The following is a 23,794-nucleotide window of genomic DNA, read 5'->3' as shown; positions in this document are numbered from 1 at the left end:
TGAGTTTCCGGTATGATATGGATGACCTGGGAATTTGAATTAAGCGAAGAGCTCGATGGGCGGAAAACATGTTATGAAGGCACATCGCGGCGAAATTGGTAGAATCCCTATGGGGAAAAGGCAGTGTATTCACGATCAAGCTTCACAAACAGGAGCTGTCTAATCAAGGGTAAATGTAAATTCAAGTTGCCATGCAGCGCCCATTTTCCTTCACAAACTCACCTAGTAGGCGAATGTACATATGATGTACGGTGAGAATCGCCATTCCAGATGGATAAGGGAGAGTTAAAATGACTAAACAAAATGGAACACAGGAGCAGGCCCAGCTTCAAAATGAAATGCTGCCGATATCTTTTTCACGTGAACCCGTAGGTGGTGGCTTTCATGGAGGTGGACATGGAGACGGACATGGAGACGGACATGGTGGCGGACATGGTGGCGGCGGACATCATGGGGGTGGGTTTCATGGCGGCGGTGAATTTCACGGTAATGATTTCCATGGTAATGGCTTTCATGGAGGATTCAACAACTCGCTGTTGCTCCCGCTTGCATTGACGCAGGCTTATAATTATCCATCCTATTATCCGGTACCCTATCCGTATCCGTACCCCTATCAGGCGTATCCAAATCCATATCCCTATCCGTATCCGACGCAACAGCCTTATTATCCGCCTTACCCTGGTAATGTGTATTAATCGATGTTTATGACATGGCAGGCATCGTGATTTCAACAGTGGTGCCTGCGCCGATCTCGCTTGTTATTCGCAGTTTGCCACCATGATTTTCGATGATTTTGAATGTGACCATCAGTCCAAGACCTGTGCCTCTTTCCTTCGTGGTGTAGAACGGCTCTCCGAGCCTCGGAATTCGCTCCTCCGGGATGCCACAGCCTTGGTCAGTAAAGCGGATCATAATTTGGTTCGCTTCTTTCATTTGCAGCTCGATCAGGATCAGGCCGCCTTCGTTCATCGATTCGATGGAGTTGTTCAGTACATTAATAAATACTTGTTTGATCTGATTTTCATCACAATTAATTAATGCCAGATTAGCCGAGGCCTCCGTGATCAGCTCAACATTGTGAAGTGCTGCCTGTGAGCCTACGAGAACTATCGTATTTTGCAAAATAACTCTCAAATCCCTCGGCTGATAAACAACCGACTGCGGTTTCGCAATCACAAGAAATTCACTGACGATAAAGTTGATTCGCTCCAGCTCGTCCTGCATAATCTCGAAATAGGATTCGTATCCTGATATTTTGGACTTCATCAATTGAACGAAGCCCTTTAAGGAGGTTAACGGATTGCGGATTTCATGCGCAACTCCAGCGGCCAGTTGACCAACAATCGACAGTTTCTCGGAGCGGATCAGCATTTCCTCGGCACGCTTGCGCTCACTGATATCTTTGCCGATCATGTATACGCCGCTCATCTGACCGTTGACTACTATGGGGACGTTCAGTATGCTCAATTCGACAATCCCACCATCTTTATGTAGAAAGCTGATCTCATACTGATGGGTTTCTCCGCTCATCGTTCCGGTAAATTGCTTATGCCAACGGTCCAGATGCTCAGGAATAATCAGATGATGAATCGATTTATTTAATAGCTCGATTTCGGAATAACCGGTTATGGAGAAGATAGCAGGATTTGCGCTGGTACAATGCCCATGGCTATCAAAAGAACAGATAGGATCGGGGTTATTCTGGAATAAAGATTTGTATCGAAGCTCGCTTTGCTCCAACTGCTTCTCCGCTTTTTTTCGCTCATAGATTGCCTGAATCATCGCATAAGAGCGGGCAAAACGGTTGTCCTCCTCCTGCGCGAGAATAGTTTCAAATATATCATCCTGAAATTCATCCGGGTTATTGCTTTTGTCGAGCTTTTTCAACTCACCGAGCATGCTCTTCACGTTGATAATATGATCTTTATGAATCCATGCGGCAGATGCAGTTTTCGAGAAGGTCTCATTCTCGGGCTTCAAATATACTACCGCTTTTTTGATGTCATATTCGGTAACATGGTTCATATTGACCACATTCATTTGATCGATTAGCCGGAAGCCTTCCTCATACATAGCTTCTTCAAAAGCTTCAAGCGAAGCAGCCCAATAATATTTATCGGTAGCCGTATGAATAACGAATTCCTTGTCCTTGATTTGCTCCAGCTTGACCACCTCATCAGATTGGACGATTAAAATATCGGAGCCTCGTTTTCCATCACGTGTGACTGGGATTTTCTGCATATGTTTTTTCACCTGCCTGCATCGTTTCACAAAAGGTTTAGCACTTTCGATATTGTAGATGGTATGAAGGAATTTGAGGTGTAATCGAAGAGTTAGTCATAAATCTACTGTGGTTTGAATCTCAACGAATAATGAATCCATTATATAGCTACTCGTTTTCATAAGTAAATGGAATCTTTTAAAAAAATGAACAGAACACGCTGCTGTAGCACTTAATGTCGATAATACGTCGCAAATTGGCTGCAGCGTATAATCAATAATAGGAAGCAAGTCAATAGCGTGTATCTTTAATAGGAAATAACTATAATCGTGATTAATTTAATATATTTCACTTATTAAGTTGTGGGTTGCATAATGGAATAAAAGGAGCTGATGGAATATGAATAAACAGGTTAATGGTAAATGGGATGCCGATCATTATGACAGCAATATTAGCTATGTGTCACGGTTAGGAAAAGGTGTTGTCGGGCTGCTGGCGCCGAAGCGGAATGAGCGGATTCTGGACCTTGGCTGCGGGACTGGTGATCTGGTTCAGGAAATTGTGCAGCTCGGCGCAGATTGTATGGGAATTGACGGTTCGGAGGAGATGATTGCTCAAGCGAGAAGCAAATATCCGTCATTAAGGTTCGCAGTAGCTGACGGTCACACCTTTCGTATGGAGGAGTCCTTCGACGCTGTGTTCTCCAACGCCGCGCTGCATTGGATGACAGAGCCCGAGCGTGTGATTCAGTCGGTCAGACTGACGCTGCGTGAACATGGACGGTTTGTGGCCGAGTTTGGAGGCAAAGGTAATATAGGTGCGATAGCTCAGGCTATATCGGAGATTCTTAGCACATGGGGTATAGATGCTGATAAGCTCAATCCATGGTACTTCCCGGCAATCGGTACATACAGTGCCCTGCTGGAGAAGCATGGCTTCGAAGTGTGCTCCATGGAGCATTACGACAGGCCGACACCGCTTGATGGAGGCGTGAACGGGCTTAGATATTGGTTGGACGCGTTCGCGGGCATGTTCTTTGTCAATCTGGACCCGGAACAACGGGAGGAAGCTTATGTGCGCTGTGAACAGCTGCTGCATACGCAGTTGTTTGACGGTGAACGATGGATCGCGGATTATCGTAGACTGCGGTTTGCAGCAACTGTGATTTATTAGCAGCAGAAACCAGTCATTACGTACAGCAGCCCATTACCCCGATCCCCGTGTTATCAGTCGAGCGGACAAAATTACTTTTTCCGAATGTACACTCGGATGACTCAGATTACGTTCCAAGGCCTCCACGGCTCTGGTGCCGAGCAATTCCTTGGCCAGCTCCACTGTAGTTAGTGGAGGTGTGGAGCTGGCACTGGCATCGATATTATCGATACCAATGACCTTGCACCTTGAAGGGACAGGTATCAATTGCTCCTGCAGCAGCTTCAACAGCTTGAGCGCAATTTCATCGTTGGCGCAAACAAAGCCATCCGGCAGTTCTTCAGTTGGAGATGCGCCCACACGTTTGGCCAACTGCTGCTCCCATGTGGGCTGACCATAGGAGATTGTCCATTTTCTCAGTGAATAGCCCTCCAATTGGCGCGAGTATTCATCCAATGCTTGGCGGCAGCCCCACCATCTTTCCTGAAAGCTAACAGAGTAAGTATCCTTTCCCACAAATACAATTCGCTTACAGCCCTGCGATATGATCCGGCGGCAAGCCAACCGGGCAGCCTCCAGATTGGCATTCAATATACAATCGGCACGAATGAGCGGCTCCTCATGATCAACAAGAATAATCGGGGCATTAGCTTGATGCAGCTGAGCGAGCTTATGGAGTGAGCGGATCGGAAGCGTACCCAACACAACAGAGCCAAGGCAAGCTGGACTGGTTATGTCCGTGAGCGGAGGAGAAATCAGATTGTCCATCATCAGCTTGTCGGACGAAAGCACCTGCGTCTGCCACCCATTGTTGCTGCACCCAAGCATCACCCCGTCCAGTACGCGTGACCAGAAGCTGGGCTCTTTTCGTTGTGCATCATGGACCCAAATGGCTGCATAAGCAGGAACAGCTTCAGTGTGGGGCACATCATTATCGCCGATTAGATCAGCAGCATAGGGCAAGTCCGAGGCAGCATCCGAGACTGTCTTAGGTGGTTTTGGATAGGCACTTCTTTTGTCCGATTTGATTCGATAGCCAAGCGCCCTTGCCATAGCTTCCACTTCAGCTCTTGTGGCTTCACTGACCCCGATCTTGCCTGATAATGCTTGTGACACCGTATATTTGGAAACACCCAATCGGTCAGCAATGAGCTGCATCGTTATTTTGGTATGCTGGCTGGATAAAGGAATCATCCTCTCGTACAAATTCAATTGACTTAACCTCATCATACCATTAAAGTGATTCACGGAAAACCGTCTGTGAACCTAACAAACCTAACAAAAATGGAGGTTGATTGAATGAGTAAATCGGTTGTATTTTACGATCAAAGCTTTCCTTATGCAGGAGCACGTCCTGATGCAGAGGCTTTGAAGCAGCTGGGTGAGCATGCGATTATTGCCAATGCCCACGAGCTTGCAGAGCAGCTGCCGTATGCCGATACTTTGATTCATTTGCATGGACCCTATGTACCCAAGGCAGCATGGACGGCAATTATTGAGCATCTGCGTCAGGGAAAGGGTCTTGTGCATTTGGGGGGAGCCCCCTTCAAGGTACCGGTATTCGATGACAGGGAGGTGGGCTTAGACACCTCATCCTGGATAAAAGAACCCGAACAAACCGGCTATCATCAGCAGTTGAACATCCATGAAGCGATTGCAATCGATCCTTCGCCCATTGCCAGACTTACAGCGAACATGGATATTCCTTTATTCGCAGGCTCGATCGACTTGTTCACAATTGAACCTACATACGGCCTGGTGCTCCATGTGACCAAGGTGGATGATCAGCCTGGACAGCTCGGATCAAGCGGACCTATGGATGCGCATATTGTACCCTTGATGTTTGGTGTAACCGCAGGCAAGGTGAGTCGGGAAGCAGCAGCCCCTGCCGTCCTGATTGAAAATACGAAGGGCGCCTATACCGGTGGACGCTGGATTATGATTAATCAGCAGTTGAGTACAGCGTTCTGGCATGAGGGCGCAGGGGTAAATGCGCTGCTGGAATGGAGTCGTTATACATCGCTTGGTGTTACCGAGATGTGGCTGAAAACCAATTATGCCTCTTACGAGCAAGGCGATAAAGTAACGACCAGCTTACAGCTTCAACGACTTGGCAGCAGTGGTAGCGGTACGGATGCAGAATGGACATTTACCTTAAAGCTGAAGAAGGCAAACGATAGTACGGCGATGATTGCGGACCCAAGCTTTTCTTACAAGGACGATCAGTTTACGACTCTGTGGCAGGGCGAAACGAAGCTGCTGGCTTCACCTGAGCTTGGATTTGTCCGCAACAGCCTGCCAATCCCGGTGGAGGCCGGCTTTTATATTGTGGAATGTGAGGCGGTATCCACGGATGGAGAAACCCGCCGGCTGCGTCAAGGCTTCTGGGGCATGGATAGCCAGTGGCTGCAGCAGGGTGAAATGATTAGCGTCGACCGTGATTATTTTTGGAAAAATGGCCGTCCGCTGCCTGTGGTCGGTATGACCTATATGACCAGTGACGTGGCCAGAAAGTTCCTGTTTATGCCGAATGTGGCCGTATGGGATCGGGATATGGCACAGATGAAACGGGCTGGCATCAATATGCTGCGTACCGGTATCTGGACAGCCTGGCGCAGTGTGATGTTTGTCGATGGACATCCATATGAGGAAGTGCTGCGGGCTATTGATGCTTTTGTACTGACGGCCAAACGTTATGAGTTGGAAATCACCTTCAACTTTTTCGCCTTTACTCCGGAAGCATGGGATGGTGTGAACCCCTATCTGGACCCACGAAGTGTGGAAGCACAGAAACGATTTATTGCAGCAATTGTATCGCGCCATAAGGAATCAACCAATGTACATTGGGACCTGATTAATGAGCCTACCATGTTCGATCCGCGCCGCTTGTTCACTGGCCCACGTTCATGCCAGGACCCCTTCGAGCGTAAAGCTTTTATTCATTGGTTAAAGGAACGTCATGGCTCCGTCCGCTTACTGCAGGAACGTTGGAATATGACGCCTGATGAGCTGCCAACTTTTGAAGCGGCTCAGCTGCCTGAACCGAATGACATTAATTTTAGAACGACCGAAAATTTGGCAAAAAAAGGTGGACCTTGGCTCGATTACACCTTGTTTACGATGGAGATGCACAATCAATGGGCTGCCAAATTAATCCAAACGATCAGGGCTATTCAACCAAAGCAGCTGGTTACGGTTGGGCAGGATGAGGGTCTCGGAGCGCAGCGTCCATCTCCGTTTTTCTACGCAGAGGCGGTTGATTATACGACGGTTCATTCCTGGTGGAAAATGGATGATCTCGTATGGGATGGTGTCTTTACAAAGGCTGCTGACAAGCCGAACCTGATTCAGGAAACGGGTATTATGTACGTGGAAACGCCGGATGGTCGGGCCAAACGGAATGAAGCGGAGCTGCGCAATATCCTGGAGCGTAAGTATGCTTATGCGTTCTCGACAGGCGGAGCGGGCGCAGTGCAGTGGATCTGGAATACGAACTTTTATATGAATAATATCAATGAATCGAATATTGGAGCGCTGCGGGCAGACGGAACAGAGAAGCCGGAAGCAGGCGTATCGTATGATTTTGGACAGTTTATGGAATCGATTCGTGACCTGTTTGTCGAGCGTCAGCTTGAGGAAACAGCTGTAGTATTTCCGTATTCGAACGATTTCTCGAATCGAAAGCTGGCTTATGAGGCCACAACGAAGCTGGTGCGTACGCTCTCCTACAGCATGAATGTGCATGCACGTGGTTTAAGCGAATATCATTTGGATTCTTTATCGGATTGGTCACCGAAGCTGATTATCGTACCAAGCGCGCACAACTTCAGTACGGAGGCGTTGGATAGGCTTGTTGCTCATATTAGTGAGCAAGGAGGCGTGCTGCTCATTACCGGTCCTGTAGGTCTGGATGAATATTGGCGTCCTCAATCGAGACTTACGGCCGAGGTCGGCCCGACAGTCGTGACTAACCTGCTGCGTGAAGAGCTGCTCGAAATCAGCGGACGAAAGCTGCCGGTTTCATTCGGCGGTGCGCGGATTGCCGATGCCAATAAGCAAAAGCCGGTACCGACGCAAGCAGGGTCTGCCAGCGAAGGCGCGGGCTCGATGGGATACACAGGCAGCACTAAGCTAACAGATATACAGCTGGGGCAAGGTCGGTTAATCTGGTGCCCATTGCCGGTAGAGTTGAACGAACGAATCGAGCCACTAGAGGAGCTGTATAAGCTGGCGTTAGCGGCATCAGGGGTTTCAGAGGAGCTGGAATGGCATCAGGGAGGCGATTGCCCGGGCTTGTATGGTCGAAAGCTAAGCTTTCGTGATGGCGCATTGTACATCTTTGTCTCAGAGTATGCGATCGATACGGATATCAGAATCAAGGACCCTGTTACAGGGGTAGGTTATGCTTTTGTCGTGGAAAGCGAACGGACGGTTATGTTTGCAGCTGATCTTCAAGGTGATATCACGGCTGTATACAGGCCGGAAGAAGTTACGATTATGAGCTTGTAACAGCTATATTTGTCCATAAGCAGAGACCCATTCAACAGAAATTCCAGATCTTTTATACAACAAACGGGGCAGGGTTCTTTTCCGGGACCTTGTCCCTATTTTTAAAAAAGAAAATGATGTTCGCAGCACTAAAAATCTGCTACAATCATCGTAGTAAACCCATCATCATAGAGAAACCTAATCAAAATGTAAGCGTTTTAATTATTTGGGTATAGCAGCTAGAGGGGAGCTTGAATTACAATGACCATGCTACTTAAATACAGATGGTTGAAATATACCTTAAGTGCCGTTGTGATAAGTATGTTGTTCATGGCTTATGAAATTATTACGGTTGAAGGGGAAGCCAGCACCCCGCGTTTTGTGCTTATGAGGCTTGAAGATATTGGCCCGGGCGGACAGTATGAAACTATGGAACAGCTGGGTAAGCTTCGAACGGTGCTTGAATATTTACGTGATCAGCAGGTCGTGTACCATCTGGCCGTCATTCCACGGTGGATCAGCATGCCAGCGGATGGAAGTTCTTATGACGTTTCACTTGATCAAGCGGATAGTCCTTACATAGCGGCCTATCAGAAGGTATTGAAGGATGCGGTCGCCGATGGAGCAACACTGGGTATGCATGGATACACACACCAGGTGGGCAGTGTTCGCCGTGATGACGGACATCAGGATTCAGGAATCGGAAATGAGTTCAATAATCCGGGCTCCGAGGAAACGATGTCTGCGGCTTTTGCGGAACCGAGACTGCAGGCCGGACTTAACATTTTTAAAAATGCGGGACTCAAGCCGCGTTTCTGGGAATCACCACATTATCGGTCAACGCCTGAGCAGGATAAAATGTTTCGTAATTATTTTGGCTTGAATTACCAGGCCGATGTGCAGACAAACCGGAATACGCCGGTTGCCCAATATGTGATAGAGCGTAACAGCGGGTACGGGCAATCCTCTCTGGGGGCTGCATATGTACCTACTCCGTTCGATTATATTCCTTCAAATAAGGATGAAAAGCTGATTTTGGATCGTGTGGGCAAATCGAATATTGTAGCCTCTTTCTTTTTTCATCCTTTTCTGGAATTCAAGTATCTGGCTCCGGTTGTGGACGAAACGGGAGAGACGATCATTCGTGATGGATTGCCCGAGTATCATTATTTAAGCCAGGACAAAAGCTTGCTTCAAAAACTTGTTCTTGGCTTGAAAGCGAAGCACTACTCGTTCTTTTCTATCCAGGACTACGTTCCGTTTACCCCTGCACACAGTGTGAAATTAAGCCCTTCCGCACAGCAGGATAAAGAAAAAATGATGCTTGGGGATGTAACCGGCAACGGCCAGGCGGATCTGATCCGATGGGATACAAATAACGGATCCATTTCTGTAACCCCGGGCTCCTTTGATGGCATGCGCAATGAACCGCAGGGAGTTTCCTCTCTTTGGGCCAATGTTGCTTATAAAGCTGGAGCCGCAGCGGCGCTTGGCAGAAGTACCAAAGATAAAACGAACAGTCTGTGGATCATGCAACCAACGGGGACCCTTGAGCGATTTACTTCAGACGGACATCGTTTCTCGATGACTAACAGCTGGAAGACGGAACCACGCAAGTGTGCAAATTTATTTGTTTTGCCTCAGGCTGATGGTGATGTAGTCGTAGCTGGCCTGACAACGGATCGTTTGCAGCTTTTTGGTTACGTAGTCAGTAAAGGTTTAGTCAAACCGATCAAATCGTATAAATTCAATAATGAGCTAACAGCCGAGCTGCAGCCTCGTAAGCTGGACACAGGCAATTTTGCTCTATTCTCTTCAAGGCCGGGTGCCGCCAAAGGCGGTCAGTGGAATGCGGACCTCACTTCGATGGAATGGAAGCAATCCAAGCAAGAGCTGGGCATACCCAATGAGGATGGCATCCTGCGTTTTGGTGATTACAATGGGGATGGACGCGAGGATGTATTGCGCTGGAATGCGGAAGCCGGACGTTTTACCGTATATTTGAATAACAAGGAGGGCGGCTATTCGCTGCTGTCTACCTTTGGCCCATGGGGTAAGCCAGGTTCCAAGCTGGTTGTCCACGATCTGGATGGGAATGGTAAAAGTGACTTGTCCCTGTTCAATCGTGAGGAAGGGTATATTGATACAGCACTTTCCTTCGAGAGCAGAGATCTACAGCTGCAGCATCCGTAAGTATTATCATAATATTGTGCACGACTTACGTACGGCTCTTGGATGTGATGCCAAGGGCTGTTTTCTTTTATTAATAAGTCTCTTGAATAGCAATCCGATATGGGGCACAATGAGGAGGGCCTGATTAACATAACTTTTTACCAAGGAGAACGGGAAATATGGGTTTTACACAAAACTGGAAAATGATTTTGACGCTTGCGCTCCCTTCCATTATTTCGTTTGCTTCAGGTACCGTCACGGGCACGATTAACCTGATTATGGTCGGTTCCATGGGGGCGCTCGTGATTGCTGCTGTAGGCGTATCGAATATTATTGCCTATAATGCCTGGGCGATTTGCTCTGGATTTGGACATTCAGTAAATTACCTGGTGGCCCAAAACTATGGGGCAGGTCAAATCCAGCAGGCCGTCGAGCGAACATATATTGCGCTTTATGTAGCGCTTCTGGCAGCCATCGGGATTGTAACACTTGGTATTGTCGCGCCTCAGGCGATTCTACAGTTGATGGGCAGCTCTCAGGAGCTGGTGGATACGGGTTCAATTTATTTGCGCTACAGGTTATTTGCGGTAGCTTGTTTTATGATCAGCTTTGTCTTTCATGGTTTTTTTCGTGGTGTCGGGGATACGCGTACGCCTATGGTGATGACCATTCTATCCAATGTCACCATGATTTTTTTCACTTATACACTGACTTATGGCCAACTGGGGTTCCCCAAGCTGGGACTAGAAGGAGCGGGGATGGCTGTTTTTTTGGGTGAAGCCTTATGTCTGGCTGGCAGTATGTATGTCTATCTGATACGGATGCATGCGCGCTTCCATACACGCCGTCGCGTGAGGATGAGTGGTACGGAGGCCCGGCTTATAATAGGGGAGAGCGGTAAGCTGGGTACGCAGGAGCTGGCGATGAGTGCGGCGATGTTCGTATTTACAATGTACGTTACCAGACTCGGCACGGACGCACTGGCAGCCAATGAGATTGCATTAAATGTAATGGGTCTTGGCTTTATGCCTGCTTTTGGCTTTGGAGCGACAGCGACCATATTGGTCGGTCAGGAAATCGGGCGCGGTGCCCCGTTTAAAGCAAGACGTATGGCGACAGATGTGGCTATATTGGGTAGTATTTTCCTGTTTGTGCTCGGTCTTGCCGAATTTGTGTTTGCCGAACCGATAGCTCTGCTGTATACAGATGAGCTTAATGTCTATAAACTGGCTGCCCAATTGATCACGGTATCTGCTTTTTTACAGCTATTTGATGGTCTGCTCAATTATTATGCGGGAGGACTTCGGGGGATCGGGGATACCACGTTCCTGCTGCGGATTTCGCTCATTCTGAATTGGGTGATTTTTATACCGGGCGCCTATGTATTGATTTTTGTACTGAATTGGGGAAGCATGGGGGCGTGGATTTCGCTTTATGTATTCCTGTTCCTGTTCGCGCTTGGTTGTATGCTTCGTTTCTATCGAACGGACTGGCACGGTGTAACCATGAAGCAAGCTGAAGCCGGGAAGACAACGCATTAAAATAAGCAAGTATGTTTGTATGAATTAGAGGGAGTTGAATGTCTATGAGTAAGCTTCAAACGAGTGTAATTGCCGCCTTATTGGCGTTTGGTGCTGTATCCCTGGTTATTGCTTATGCTCAGGTGCCAGAAGGTTCTTCAAGAGAATCGGCGCTTTTACCTGCTGCCCAGACAGAGACAGTGCCTTCGGTCGTACCCTCATCTACGGGGGCTAACCTGACACCCAGTGAATCAGCCATAGTTCCACAGTCGTCACAATCCCAGCCTGCTCAGGCAAATACGCCGGATGAATCAGCAGCAGCAGCAGTGCCTGCTTCCGTTTCACGTGGGCTCATTTACCTCGATCCCGGCCACCAGCGTAAAGGAAATGCTCAGCAGGAGCCGGTGTCACCTGGTTCCAGGGAAACGAAAGCGAAGGTTACCGGAGGTACAAGAGGTGTAGCCACAGGAAAGCCAGAGTATGTGCTGAACCTGGAAGTCGCTGTGCTGTTAAAGGAGGCGCTGATTGCTCGTGGATTCGAGGTACAAATGACCCGTGAGGATCATGATGTAGATATTAGCAATGCCGAAAGAGCGGAGATGGCGAATGCAGCCGACGCACAGCTGGCGGTCCGTATTCATGCCGATGGGAATGATTCGCCCAAAGCCAAAGGCTTTTCGGTCCTTTACCCTGATGCAGGAGTAAGATCTACACAGAGCATTCAGCCGGCAAGCCAAATGGCGGCGGCAGCGATTCTTGAAGCGCTGAAAGCAGGCACAGATGCTGCATCCAGAGGGATGGTGGCCCGCAGCGATTTATCCGGATTTAATTGGTCGAAGGTGCCTGTAGTATTGATTGAACTGGGATTTATGACGAATCCGACAGAGGATAAGCAGCTGTCCGAACCTGAATATCAGCAGCAGCTGGCAGATGCAATAGCCGATGGAATTGATAGCTATATGAAGAACAAGGAAGATTAGGTGTTTGTCCAACAGATAGTTATGGTCAATATGCTATCATGCAGGTGTATGTGGGGAGTAAGCAATTCTATATTTCCAATACATACTGCTTGACCTTGGAACGCCATTTGACTATCTTTGTATGAGAGAATGCCAAGTGTTGGGTATGATTTGTTGGATGGAGCGGTGAGTCGTGGCAGAGCAGACAATTTTGATTATTGAAGATGACCCGGAGATTCGCAATATTATTCAATTGTATTTACAAAAAAATCAATACGTAGTTGCATTGGCAGAGCATGGCGATGAAGGGATTGCCAAGATGCTGGCAGTTCAGCCAGACTTGATCATTTTGGATGTTCTCCTTCCAGGCATGAATGGGTTCGAGGTGTGTAAGGAGATTCGCAAGCTGTCTTCGGTGCCGATTCTTTTTGTGAGCTGCATGATGGAGGAGCATGACAAAATCGTCGGCCTTGGTGTTGGCGGTGATGACTATATTACGAAGCCGTTCAGCCCGAATGAGCTGGTTGCACGGGTAAAAGCGCATCTTCGTCGCCCGTATTTGTCAGGAAACGCCCCAAACCGATTGGAAAAAATTCAATATAAAGGCTTAATTATGGACGTACTGAACCGCCATGTATCTGTGGATGGAATCGCTGTAAATCTCGCCAAAAAAGAGTTCGAGCTGTTGAAGTATTTAGGCAGCCATCCCGGCAAAATATTCACTCATGAGGAGCTGTTCCGTGAAATATGGGGGCAGGAAAGCTACAATGATACCCGTACGATCATCGTGCATATCAGCAATCTCCGCAAAAAGATTGAGCCGGATCCTACAAATCCGCAGTATATTATTAATGTCCACGGAGTGGGTTATAAATTTAATGCATCCTAAACAAAATCAGCTTGTATTGACATATCCATTTAACGGTTTCAGACTGAAGGTAACGAAATATCCTTGCATCTGAAAAGGAGGGAATCACCCTTGAAATTCATACATACAGCGGATTGGCATCTCGGCAAGCTGGTCCAAGGCATTTACATGACTGATGATCAAAAATATGTGCTGCAGCAATTGCTGGATACGGTAGAGGCTGAGCGGCCGGATGCGGTCATTATCGCAGGGGACCTGTATGATCGTGCGGTTCCTCCTACGGAGGCTGTAGAGCTGCTGGATGAGCTGCTGGAACGTATCGTGATCGGATTGAACACACCGGTTCTGGCAATTTCGGGAAATCACGATAGCCCGGATCGGCTTAATTTTGCAACGACGATGATGGAAGGGCAGGGCCTGCATCTGTCTGGCCAGCTCAAGGGAAAGCCGGTCATATTGTGTGATGAGCATGGAGAGGTACACTTCCATCTTGTTCCTTATGCAGATCCTGCACAGATTCGCTATCAGCTTGCCGATGAAACGATAAAATCGCATGATGACGCGGCAAAAGCGATCGTTGCCAAAATTACTGCCAAGATGGACCCTGCTGCCCGTCATGTGTTCGTAGGTCATGCCTTTGTAACCCCATATGGAGAAAAACAGGAAAATACGAGTGAGTCGGAAAGGCCTTTATCCATTGGGGGGGCTGAATATGTACATGCCGAATATTTTGCACCCTTTCATTACACAGCGCTTGGCCATCTTCATCAAGCTCATTATGTAGGGCATGAGAAGATTCGTTATGCGGGCTCTCCGCTGAAATATTCCATATCCGAGGAGCATCATCAGAAGGGTTATTATATGGTGGAGCTCGACGGACAGGGACAGGTAACCATAGACAAAAGAAGCTTTCTTCCCAAACGTGATCTGCGGCGGGTAGAAGCAAGCATAGAGGAAATCGAGCATCATCCAGTAAATGAGGATTATGTGTTCGTCACACTGTTGAATGAAAATCCGGTACTGTTTCCAATGGAAAAGGTACGTGCAGTCTACCCGAATGCTATGCATGTGGAACGCAAATGGACTCGGGGGCCGCGTAACCATGAAGTCAACGAAGAGCAAGAGCAGCAAGAACGTAAACAGCGTGATCCAGCTGTCTTGTTCGCGGCTTTCTATGATCAGGTCAGGGGCAACTCACTTTCGGCTGAGAAGCGTCTGCTATTCGAGCGTGTATACGCGGACGTTGCTGCCGGGGAGGAGGAGTCGGAATGAGACCACTGCGATTAACGATGACGGCACTCGGGCCTTATAAAGAAAAAGAAACCATCGATTTCAGTCGGATGGAGCACCATCGCTTGTTTGTGATCTCGGGTAATACCGGAGCCGGGAAAACGACGATTTTTGATGCGATTTGTTATGCGCTGTATGATACGGCGAGCGGTGAGGACCGGTATGAAACCCGCATGCTGCGCAGCCATTTTGCCGACGATCAGACACCGACCACGGTGGAGTTTGACTTCGCCATCGGTTCACGCTCATATCGGGTTGTCCGCCAGCTCGCCTATCGCAAAGGCAGCAACAAGAACGAAACGCCCCCGACTGCAGAGTTGTATGAAATCGGGAGTGGACAAGCAGTTCCCTGCGTAGACCGATTTACCATAAAAGATATCAATACGAAGCTGCAGCAAATTATCGGACTGACCAAGGATCAATTCAGCCAGATTGTGATGCTTCCGCAGGGCGAATTTCGTAAGCTGCTAACCTCGGACACAGAAAATAAAGAGGAAATTCTCCGTCGTATCTTCCGCACGGAGCTGTACCAAAAGGTGGAGGACCGCTTCAGGCAGCTGGTACGGGAGAACAAGGAGGCTGCTGATCGACTGCGGGCCGAGCTGGAGTTCACGGTCCGCCAAATGTCCGTTTCACTGCCTGTTCGCGAGGAAAGCTTACTCTCGCTGACATTGCAGCAGGACAAGCATAATGTTGTGCAGCTGCTGCAGGGGCTGGATGCGGAAATCAGCCACTATACGTTAATTGTTGAACAGGCGGCAGCGAACAAAGCTGCACTCGAACAGCAGGTGCAGTTGGATACGGAAGCTTATCATAAGGCAGCTTCGTTGAATGATCGTTTCACAGAGCTTGCGAACAGGCACAAATCACGCGAGCAGCTGGAAGGACGTCTCTCCGATATTGAGCGTGATCAGCAGCGACTCAGGATGGCAGAGAAGGCGGCTGCACTTACGCCCTACGAGGAGCAGAGCGTGAGAGCCAGCGAGCAGCTGCTCATGCTGACAAGCAAGCTTAAGCACAAATCAACCGATGTCGAGAGTGCGGCGCTCGCCCTACGGGAATCAGAGCAGAAGCTGCAAGCCGAGCAAGCACGTGATGGCGAGCGTAGAGCTGCGGAGCAGGCGCTGCAGCGGCTCCAGGAGATGGAGCCTGTTGTGAAATCGCTGCATGAACGGCAGGCGGCGATTGTCCAGGTGGAGGCTGAGGAGAAAGCTGCTGGGTCCAGGCAGGCAGCCATCGATACTGCTTGGGTTCAAGCCACTGCAGAGAAGCAGCAGCTCACCGGACAGATCAAGGAACTGGATCATGCAATCGATACTCTTCCTATGAAGCTGACCCGCTTGAACGAGCTTCGCGATCATGCAGGCAAGATGAAGGAAATGCTTAGGCTGCGCATACAATTGGAGGAATGCTTCAAGCTGCAGCAGGAAGGTCAGGTGAAGCTGGCCAGCGAGCTGGCCCAGCATGACCGTCTGGAAGCGTTATGGATTGAAGGTCAGGCAGGGCTGTTGGCCGAGCACCTGCACGATGGTAAGCCGTGTCCGGTATGCGGGAGCACGGTGCACCCGGATAAAGCGCAGCCAGAGACAGCGATTCCTACCCGAGCCCAGCTGGATGCGGCCAAAAAGCAGCTTCATGCAGCCAGAGAGGAATACAGCAAAGCAGAAGCTCAGGTCGCTGCCGCGAATGCAGGTCTTTCGGATAAGCAGGCAGATCTGACGCAAATGGGCGTTTATTTTGACAATATTAACGAAGCTTATCAGCAGCTTGTCGCTGAAGGAAAAAACCTGAAGGAAGAAACCGATCGCTTGGGAAAGCAGGCGGAGCAGCTTAAGCAGCTTAAAGCAGCCCTGGAGTCGATCGATACCCGACTGGATCAACTGAGTAAGGACAAGCATCTTATTAATGATCAGCTGAGCAAAATCACCTTGGACCGTTCCTTAAAGCAGGCAGCATTAGTCAGGGATCTGGACAATATTGAGCCTGACCTTCGTTCTTATCCAAGTCTGAGAGCGAAGCTGCAGGAGCAGTCCAGGCTGGTTGAAGCGATGACAGCAGCCTGGAAGCAGGTGCAGGAGCGCCACAGTCAGCTGCAAATGAAATGGGCGCAGGAGCAGGCGACGCTCGCACAGATGGAGCTGCAATTGCAAGAGGCGGCTCAGCATAATGAGGCGATGACCAGCCGATTCAGGGAAGAGCTGGCGAAGAGCGGTTTCGAGGATGAGGCCGCCTACAGATCTGCCAAGCTGTCAGAAAGCAGCCGTCTGATGATCAAGGAGCAGCTTCAGCAGTTCCAAACCGCGATGTCTTCGCTGCAGCAGGCGATCTTTGATCTGGAGCGGGAGCTGAATGGTAAGGAACGTGCTGATCTGGAACTGTTATTTGAACGGTTGGCGGGGTTAAAGCAGCAGCTTGAGCAAGCAGCAGCACTTTATCAGGAGGCACAGGCCTGCTGGCAAGCTGCGAGTAATCTCAAGCTGACAATCGAGCAGACAAGCGGGAAGCTGATTGAGGCGGAGCGCAGCTATGGCGAGGTCGTCGATATTCATCAGGTATTAAAGGGCGATAATGCACTGCGCATGTCGTTTGAACGATACATACTGATCGAGTTTTTTGAGCAAATTCTTCATGCAGCCAACCAGCGATTGCACAGCTTGTCCAATGGACAATTCGAGCTGATGCGCAGCGAACGGGTGGAGAAGCATAACAAAGCGAGCGGTCTGGGGCTGGATGTGTTCGACTCCTACACGGGGCAGAACCGTGATGTCAAGTCTTTATCCGGCGGCGAGAAGTTCAATGCTTCGCTCTGTCTGGCGCTTGGCATGACGGACGTGATTCAAGCAAACCAAGGCGGGATATCGATAGAAATGATGTTTATTGACGAAGGCTTTGGTACGCTGGACGAGGAATCACTGAATAAAGCTATTGAAACGCTTATTGATTTGCAGCGCATGGGGCGGATGATCGGTGTCATTTCCCATGTTGCCGAGATCAAGGCTTCGTTTCCTGCCATATTAGAGGTCACGAAGTCACGAGAAGGCTACAGCCGCGTTGAGTTGGTTTTGAAATAATGCAGAACAAACATGTGCACGATCCGCAATAAAAAATAGCCTTCAGGTTTCACCTATGTACTGAGCTCAGAACGAAATGCAAGTTGACCATAAGTCAGCTTCATTCTGTATACAGCTCCGATTGGTGAACACCTGGAGGTTTATTTTTTTTCGTAAGATTAAGATTACTACTGCTTGCTCACATGCTCGTTGCTGTAACCCGTACGGGTATTCACGACAAGTGTGAGCCGACGAGCGGCCTCATCCGTGACAAGCTCGGGGAGCACTGTATCATAGAGCCACCATTTACGAATGGAACGGTCCTGCTCCTCCTCGGCTTCCTCGAAATAGAACAGATTCAGTTCGGCCAGCTCGGTTTGAATGGTCTGCATGACATCGGCATTGACATCCTCAACGACAAGCTGCCAGCCCTTATCGCAGGCGCTCAGGCTAAATGCGTTGCCTCGCACTCTTGAATCCAACAGCATACGGCTGGTCACATGCTTGATCAACAGTGTTTTGTGTATCAATTCAGACATACTTCTATTCACTCCCTTCTATTTTAAAAGCACTTCTAAGGCAAATCGATTAGTAACAGCGTAGCACCGCTATTCGTGCGCAGTGTTAGCTCAGGGGTTTGCTCAATACGGGCAGCATCACGCTTGACAAGTGTGGCCTCATCATTCAGGCTCAGGTCTCCCTCGATCACCATCACATAAATACGTCGGCCCGGCTGCTGCTTAAATTCAAGTGCGTGCCCCGGCTCCAATTCCGACATATACATAGTCAAATCCTGGTGTATATGGGCAATGCCTTCACCGGATTGATGGGAAACGATTGGCAGCAATTCATTGCGTAAGGCGTTAATATCATAGCTGCTCGTTTCATAGGAAGGCTCCAGTCCGCTCACGTTAGGTGTGAACCAGATTTGTAAAATATGAACGTCCTCAACACCGGGATTTACCTCGGAATGAATAATACCAGTGCCCGCAGACATTCTCTGAACTTCTCCAAAGGTAGTCACAGCCGATTGTCCGGTACTGTCTTCATGTTTGAGCTGCCCCTTCAAAACGACAGAGACGATCTCCATTTCCCGATGAGGATGTGCTCCAAAGCCGCGTCCACCTTGGACGATATCATCATTAAATACACGGAGTGGGCCGAACTGGGTATTAAGCGGGTCGTAGAAATCGCCAAAGGAAAAGCTGAAATTACTTTGTAACCAACCATGATCGGCCGAATAACGAGAGGCGGCGGGGTATACTTTTATCATAACTATGGGCTCCTTTGAACTATCAAAGTGATGGCGCTTATTAACTATAATTAATATACCACATTACTTTTTACAAGTAAATGACGATGAACTTGAGCAAGCTTACATTGAATTTGACCTTTTTCAACAAATATCAAGGAAATTTTACAGGTTGTATACTGCAGCATCTCAAATAATGCAATAAATTGATCGATTCTTTAAAGACGGGTGCAAACGATTTTATAGTATAGCCTGTAAACACTATACGTTTATTCGAAGCCGTAGATCGAGCGATGCATTCCTGGCTATTTTTCCTTTTTTTGTTCTAAAAGCATTTACAGACCGACGGTCGGTATGATAACATGTTTTTAACAGCAAGATACTCTGATATTTAAAGGAGCTTATTATGGAACAGAAACTGGACCAACAAACTTTATCACATATTTTATCCGTGACCGAACAGTTGATTAAAGAAACGGGCTGCCAGCAAACGACGCTTCAGATGATTATGGATCGTACAGGATTGTCCAAGGGCGCGATCTACCACTATGTAAAAAGCAAGGATGAGCTATTCGGGAAAATACTTGAAAGCTATATGACGACTGTGAATCATCAGTTTCATGAAGCGGTTAAGCTATCGAAAGACAACGACATTCGACCTGCGATTCAAGCTATTGTATCGTCGATGGCGGAAAGAGGAACCAGCAATACTATATTCATTTACTTGTTAAGCCAGCAGCACAAGCCGAATATCGCGACGATGTTAAAGGAGCTACGCCGAAGTTTGATGGAGCTCTCAGAAGCATGGATTACCATCGGAAAAGAGCATGGTGCGATTCCGGCTCATGTGGATGTGAAGGCTTTTGCCTCGATGTTTGTGACATTATCTTATGGTTTACGCGTCAATCAAATGATCGCAGATGATCAGCAAGTGCCTCAAATGCAGGATGTATTCCTTTTTATGATCAACGCATTTCAGAAGTAAACACGCTTAAGAGGTAAGGCACTTATTTTATTAAGGAGGTCTAACGCGATGAATCGCAAAAAAATAATTCGGAATATCTTAGTTTCTCTACTGATCAATGGGGGATTACCTTTACTCGTATACACAATTCTGGAAGGACATATGACCGATGTGATGGCGTTATCGATTGCTGCGATTATTCCATTGCTGGATACGTTTTATCATATTTTGAAGCACAAAAAGCTGGATGTATTTGCCGTCTTTATGGCAACAGGGTTTATTCTCAGTGCGGGAGCGGTACTGCTGGGTGGAAGCCAACAATTGATTTTGCTAAGAGAGTCTTTTGTTACCGGTATTATGGGTTTGATTTTTCTCGTATCGCTGTTGTTTCCAAAGCCGATTATTTATTACTTTGCATTTCGCTTCATCGCTTCCAATGATGAGAATCAGAAGCAGGCATTTGCGGATAACTGGAAATTTGCCTATGCACGTAAAGTGATGAGAATCATGACTGCTGGCTGGGGCGCTGTACTATTGGGTGAGGCCGTAATTAAAGTGATAATGGTGTACTCCTTGTCGGTTACAGCATTTTTGGCACTGTCGCATCTGGTTATGTACGTCATCCTAGGTATAGCCATTGGGTGGACTTATTTGTATAGAAAGCAGTCAGGACGGCGGTTGGCGGAGATCAAGCGAGAGTCAGCTTTTCCTATTTTGAAGTGAGGAGGTGAATCCGGTGGGAATAGCAGAAATTACAGCCCTTCAAGTCGAGGATCTAAAAGCGGTTAAAAGCCTGTATACGTCAGTTACACGAAATCTTCGCAAATCAGGCAATTATCAATGGGATTGGATCTACGGATTAGGCAGTAAGCTGCTGCGATTCGCCGAAGTTTACATAGCCTCGTATGGATATACCAGCATCCGGCTGGATGTGTATGCAGAGAATGCTGCAGCCCTTGGCATGTATCAGCGCGGAGGCTACAGTGAACGGGGGAATGTCCGATATCCATTTCGCAAGGTGCCCTACTTTTGTTTTGAAAAGGTATTGAATAAGTAAATTAAAACGTTTACATCCTGATTTGAGTTGAGTATACTGAGCGTAATTAACTTAATGAATAAGTTAGTTCGATCGAAATTAAAAGAGCACGCTCAAAAAGAAATGGAGGCATACGAAATGGCATTTTTGAATTTGGTCGCGGCCACAGTGGTTTCGTCCAAGGAAGCCAAGGGAGCAGAAGCAAAAGCGGTTGATGTCCTGATTGAGGAGCTGGAGAAACGCACAGGAGTCCGGTTAAGCCGCGCAAATAGCTTCCCAGATGGAAATACTCCAGTTATAGCGGTCGGTACGATGGACTCATATCCTTCAATCGAAGGATTCGATGGCGAACGTCTGCCTAAGGACCTTCCGATCCTTAAGCCGGAAGGTTACGCGCTTCGCACGGTGTCGACTACCGACAACCCTACGGTGTCTATTATTGGCGCGGATGCACGGGGCGTATTATACGGAGTAGGCAAGCTGCTGCGCTCATTAAGGTGGGGAGATCACCTTATACAGCTGGAACGCGAGCTCAACCTGAATGAAGCTCCGAGCTTTCCTCTACGCGGGCATCAGCTTGGCTACAGGCCAAAGAACAATGCTTATGATGCTTGGAGTATAGAGCAATACGACCAGTATATTCGGGATTTGGCTATTTTCGGTGCGAACAGCATTGAAATCTTGCCGCCAAGAACGGATGATGATCCGATAGGTCCGGTGATGAAGGTTGAACCGATGGAAATGATGATTCGATTGTCTGAAATCATTGCTTCCTACGGAATGGATACGTGGATCTGGTATCCGAATCTCGGAAAAGACTTCTCTAATCCGGCTACGATTGAGGCGGAGCTGGCCGAGCGTGAGCATATATTCAGCAGTCTTCCGCATATTCAACATATTTTCATCCCTGGCAGCGATCCGGGAGATATGGAGCCAGAGCCGTTATTTAAATGGTGCGAACAAGTAGCTGGATTGCTGAACCGTTACCATCCTGAAGCTAAGCTATGGTTGTCGCCTCAGGTCATGAATGGTGATCCAACTGCCTGGAAGAACGGCTTCTATGAGCAGCTGAGCAAGGAGCCGGATTGGCTGGGCGGCATTGTATTCGGTCCTCATGTGGACGAAGCTTTGCCTGAGCTTAGACGAATTGTTCCGCAGAAATACCCGATTCGACGCTATGAGGACATCACGCACAATTTCCATTGCCAATATCCGGTAGCCGACTGGGACCTCTCCTTCGCGCTTACGTTAGGCAGAGAAAGCAGCAATCCTCGTCCGTTGGCGCAAAAGCATATTCATAACGAGCTGGCCTCGTATACGGTGGGCAATTTATCTTATTCCGAAGGCATTAACGACGATGTAAATAAATTTATTTGGAACGATCAGGATTGGAACCCACTGACACCAGCTGTGGAAACGTTAAGGGATTTTGCCGGATGGTTTATCAGCTGCGAGCTAGCCGACGGAGTGGCTCAAGGCTTGCTGGCGTTGGAGGACAACTGGGTCGGGCCTCTGGCGGCCAACGAAGGCGTGGAAATAACCCTGCTGCAGTGGCAACAGATGGAAAGGGAAGCGTCTGAGCGCGTAATCAACAATTACCGCTTTCAGATGGGGTTGCTGCGTGCTTACTTTGACGCCTATACGAAGCGGCGGCTTTTCTACGAAACCGATCTGGAATACAGGGCCAAGGAAGCACTGCGGGAAGCAAAACAAACAGGAGCATTGGCTGCTGTGCAGCAGGTTGAACAGATTTTATCGAGGGCTGTGACAGAGCCGGTGGCTCAGGATTACCGCAGACGGTGCGAGGAGCTGGCCGATCAGTTGTTTGCCAATATTGGATACCAGCTGACCGTGACAAGGCATTATGCGATAGCTCAGGATCGTGGAGCGTTCATGGATGCGATCAATGCTCCCTTGAACGATGCCCGTTGGCTGCGCATCAGGTGCGCCTTGATCCAGGAGGAGCAGGATGAGACGAAACGGCTGACGATGATCGATGAAGCTCTGAATCGGATCAATCCGGGACCCGGTGGTTTTTACGATAATTTGGGCTCGTACCGCAGCAATCGTCGTATTGACCCAGGACAAGGGTTGGAAAAGGATCCGGGTTACCTGTATTCGCCGAGAACGGCCCATGCCGTTTATTTGCTGTCAGGCGCTATTACAGAAGCAAAGGAGAAGGAACGAGGCGGCATTCCACTAGCCTGGATTAATCATATTAATGTTATGCTCGATACCCCGATCATCGTTCGTTATGATCATCTGGACCCATCGACAGATTACATAGTAAAGGTGGCTTACGTCGGTGAGATTGGAGTTGAAGCGCATAAGGCGGTTCAGGTGAAGCTAACGGCTAACGATACCTATGTGGTCGAAGAAAGCCTTCTGGTGAACGGGTCAGCGGTAACGATTCGTGAGGCTCATATTCCACGTGAAGTGGTGAGCACTGGCGAGCTGAAGCTGACCTTCCTGCGTACCCAAGGCACCAAGCGATTAAATATAGGGGAAATATGGCTGATCAGAAGTGAGTCGCAGCAAGTCCAGGCATAACTCTGGGCATCAGCTCCAAATGAAGCAGAATAAGCATAACAACCAAGCTATTCCGTAGTGCTGAGAGGCGCTACCGAATAGCTTTTTGCATGCAAGCTTTGTTTTCGAAATGAAACAAGATAGAAAAATGAAACAAAGCGGGCTGCGGAGAAAAAATGGAACCTCACCTGCCATAATGGATGTTATCACACTTTGGTATGGATGCTATACTGATAATCGTTACAGCAGCAATCGAATAACCACGTATTGCAACCGCTTTCTGAGTTGAATGG

Annotated in this window: 17 protein-coding genes; 13 read left to right on the top strand and 4 right to left on the bottom strand. The window is 48.3% G+C overall.

What is annotated here, in order from left to right; genetic code table 11:
• Positions 1-290 precede the first annotated feature (290 nt).
• Positions 291-695, top strand: coding sequence for a hypothetical protein (locus BK127_RS26400; RefSeq protein WP_179097607.1), 405 nt, complete (start codon positions 291-293; stop codon positions 693-695).
• 7 nt (positions 696-702) lie between these two features.
• Here BK127_RS26400 and BK127_RS26395 read toward each other — a convergent pair whose 3' ends face one another.
• A complete protein-coding gene (locus tag BK127_RS26395; RefSeq protein WP_076234538.1) occupies positions 703-2,241 on the bottom strand; it encodes an ATP-binding protein in 1,539 nt (512 codons plus the stop codon).
• 379 nt (positions 2,242-2,620) lie between these two features.
• Between BK127_RS26395 and BK127_RS26390 the strand changes: the two genes are divergently transcribed.
• Positions 2,621-3,394 carry a class I SAM-dependent methyltransferase gene (locus BK127_RS26390; protein WP_076234535.1) on the top strand — a complete coding sequence of 258 codons (774 nt, stop codon included), beginning with the start codon at positions 2,621-2,623 and terminating at the stop codon, positions 3,392-3,394.
• 33 nt (positions 3,395-3,427) lie between these two features.
• Here the strand turns inward: BK127_RS26390 and BK127_RS26385 are convergent, their stop codons facing one another.
• On the bottom strand, positions 3,428-4,567 hold the full coding sequence (locus BK127_RS26385) for a LacI family DNA-binding transcriptional regulator (protein WP_076234686.1): 1,140 nt from the start codon (positions 4,565-4,567) through the stop codon (positions 3,428-3,430).
• Positions 4,568-4,672: 105 nt separating this feature from the next.
• Here BK127_RS26385 and BK127_RS26380 point away from each other — a divergent pair, with 105 nt between their 5' ends.
• The 7 genes from BK127_RS26380 (at position 4,673) to BK127_RS26350 (ending at position 17,741) form a co-directional block, all read left to right on the top strand.
• Complete coding sequence (locus tag BK127_RS26380) at positions 4,673-7,882, top strand: beta-galactosidase (protein ID WP_076234532.1); 3,210 nt, start codon at positions 4,673-4,675, stop codon at positions 7,880-7,882.
• 240 nt (positions 7,883-8,122) lie between these two features.
• Positions 8,123-10,054: a DUF2334 domain-containing protein gene (locus BK127_RS26375; protein ID WP_076234527.1), complete on the top strand. Its 1,932-nt coding sequence runs from the start codon at positions 8,123-8,125 to the stop codon at positions 10,052-10,054.
• 158 nt (positions 10,055-10,212) lie between these two features.
• Entirely contained in the window at positions 10,213-11,574 is a 1,362-nt protein-coding gene (locus tag BK127_RS26370; RefSeq protein WP_076234524.1) for an MATE family efflux transporter, read from the top strand.
• 44 nt (positions 11,575-11,618) lie between these two features.
• A complete protein-coding gene (locus BK127_RS26365; protein ID WP_083689597.1) occupies positions 11,619-12,533 on the top strand; it encodes an N-acetylmuramoyl-L-alanine amidase family protein in 915 nt (304 codons plus the stop codon).
• Positions 12,534-12,705: 172 nt separating this feature from the next.
• Positions 12,706-13,401 carry a response regulator transcription factor gene (locus tag BK127_RS26360; protein WP_076234521.1) on the top strand — a complete coding sequence of 232 codons (696 nt, stop codon included), beginning with the start codon at positions 12,706-12,708 and terminating at the stop codon, positions 13,399-13,401.
• A 90-nt stretch (positions 13,402-13,491) separates the two neighbouring features.
• Positions 13,492-14,652: an exonuclease SbcCD subunit D gene (locus tag BK127_RS26355; RefSeq protein WP_076234518.1), complete on the top strand. Its 1,161-nt coding sequence runs from the start codon at positions 13,492-13,494 to the stop codon at positions 14,650-14,652.
• Entirely contained in the window at positions 14,649-17,741 is a 3,093-nt protein-coding gene (locus tag BK127_RS26350; protein ID WP_076234515.1) for an SbcC/MukB-like Walker B domain-containing protein, read from the top strand. Before BK127_RS26355 ends, BK127_RS26350 begins: the two co-directional genes overlap by 4 nt.
• Before the next feature lie 167 nt (positions 17,742-17,908).
• On the opposite strand, the gene BK127_RS26345 is transcribed toward BK127_RS26350, so the two are convergent.
• Both BK127_RS26345 and BK127_RS26340 read right to left on the bottom strand, forming a co-directional pair.
• Positions 17,909-18,259, bottom strand: a complete 351-nt coding sequence (locus tag BK127_RS26345; protein WP_076234512.1) for a hypothetical protein — start codon at positions 18,257-18,259, stop codon at positions 17,909-17,911.
• 35 nt (positions 18,260-18,294) lie between these two features.
• A complete protein-coding gene (locus BK127_RS26340; protein ID WP_076234510.1) occupies positions 18,295-18,993 on the bottom strand; it encodes a pirin family protein in 699 nt (232 codons plus the stop codon).
• A 385-nt stretch (positions 18,994-19,378) separates the two neighbouring features.
• On the opposite strand from BK127_RS26340, the gene BK127_RS26335 reads away from it, so the two are divergent.
• From BK127_RS26335 to BK127_RS26320, 4 genes are all read left to right on the top strand, one after another.
• Positions 19,379-19,957: a TetR/AcrR family transcriptional regulator gene (locus tag BK127_RS26335; RefSeq protein WP_076234508.1), complete on the top strand. Its 579-nt coding sequence runs from the start codon at positions 19,379-19,381 to the stop codon at positions 19,955-19,957.
• A 48-nt stretch (positions 19,958-20,005) separates the two neighbouring features.
• The gene (locus BK127_RS26330; protein ID WP_076234506.1) at positions 20,006-20,659 is read left to right on the top strand and encodes a VC0807 family protein; all 654 of its coding nucleotides are present in this window, start codon (positions 20,006-20,008) and stop codon (positions 20,657-20,659) included.
• Positions 20,660-20,672: 13 nt separating this feature from the next.
• On the top strand, positions 20,673-20,993 hold the full coding sequence (locus tag BK127_RS26325) for a GNAT family N-acetyltransferase (protein WP_076234505.1): 321 nt from the start codon (positions 20,673-20,675) through the stop codon (positions 20,991-20,993).
• Positions 20,994-21,110: 117 nt separating this feature from the next.
• Positions 21,111-23,522 carry an alpha-glucuronidase family glycosyl hydrolase gene (locus BK127_RS26320; RefSeq protein WP_179097606.1) on the top strand — a complete coding sequence of 804 codons (2,412 nt, stop codon included), beginning with the start codon at positions 21,111-21,113 and terminating at the stop codon, positions 23,520-23,522.
• Positions 23,523-23,794: the final 272 nt, after the last annotated feature.

It is taken from the genome of Paenibacillus sp. FSL H7-0331 (genome assembly GCF_001956045.1).
Note: the sequence above shows the minus strand (reverse complement) of the source record. Positions and strands in the feature narration are given on the sequence as shown.

What these genes read in the sequence shown, in the direction of transcription:
- BK127_RS26400 (WP_179097607.1), top strand. Translation starts at nt 291, where the DNA reads ATGACTAAACAAAATGGAACACAGGAGCAGGCCCAGCTTCAAAATGAA.
- BK127_RS26395 (WP_076234538.1), bottom strand. Translation starts at nt 2,241, where the DNA reads ATGCAGAAAATCCCAGTCACACGTGATGGAAAACGAGGCTCCGATATT.
- BK127_RS26390 (WP_076234535.1), top strand. Translation starts at nt 2,621, where the DNA reads ATGAATAAACAGGTTAATGGTAAATGGGATGCCGATCATTATGACAGC.
- BK127_RS26385 (WP_076234686.1), bottom strand. Translation starts at nt 4,567, where the DNA reads ATGATTCCTTTATCCAGCCAGCATACCAAAATAACGATGCAGCTCATT.
- BK127_RS26380 (WP_076234532.1), top strand. Translation starts at nt 4,673, where the DNA reads ATGAGTAAATCGGTTGTATTTTACGATCAAAGCTTTCCTTATGCAGGA.
- BK127_RS26375 (WP_076234527.1), top strand. Translation starts at nt 8,123, where the DNA reads ATGACCATGCTACTTAAATACAGATGGTTGAAATATACCTTAAGTGCC.
- BK127_RS26370 (WP_076234524.1), top strand. Translation starts at nt 10,213, where the DNA reads ATGGGTTTTACACAAAACTGGAAAATGATTTTGACGCTTGCGCTCCCT.
- BK127_RS26365 (WP_083689597.1), top strand. Translation starts at nt 11,619, where the DNA reads ATGAGTAAGCTTCAAACGAGTGTAATTGCCGCCTTATTGGCGTTTGGT.
- BK127_RS26350 (WP_076234515.1), top strand. Translation starts at nt 14,649, where the DNA reads ATGAGACCACTGCGATTAACGATGACGGCACTCGGGCCTTATAAAGAA.
- BK127_RS26345 (WP_076234512.1), bottom strand. Translation starts at nt 18,259, where the DNA reads ATGTCTGAATTGATACACAAAACACTGTTGATCAAGCATGTGACCAGC.
- BK127_RS26340 (WP_076234510.1), bottom strand. Translation starts at nt 18,993, where the DNA reads ATGATAAAAGTATACCCCGCCGCCTCTCGTTATTCGGCCGATCATGGT.
- BK127_RS26335 (WP_076234508.1), top strand. Translation starts at nt 19,379, where the DNA reads ATGGAACAGAAACTGGACCAACAAACTTTATCACATATTTTATCCGTG.
- BK127_RS26330 (WP_076234506.1), top strand. Translation starts at nt 20,006, where the DNA reads ATGAATCGCAAAAAAATAATTCGGAATATCTTAGTTTCTCTACTGATC.
- BK127_RS26320 (WP_179097606.1), top strand. Translation starts at nt 21,111, where the DNA reads ATGGCATTTTTGAATTTGGTCGCGGCCACAGTGGTTTCGTCCAAGGAA.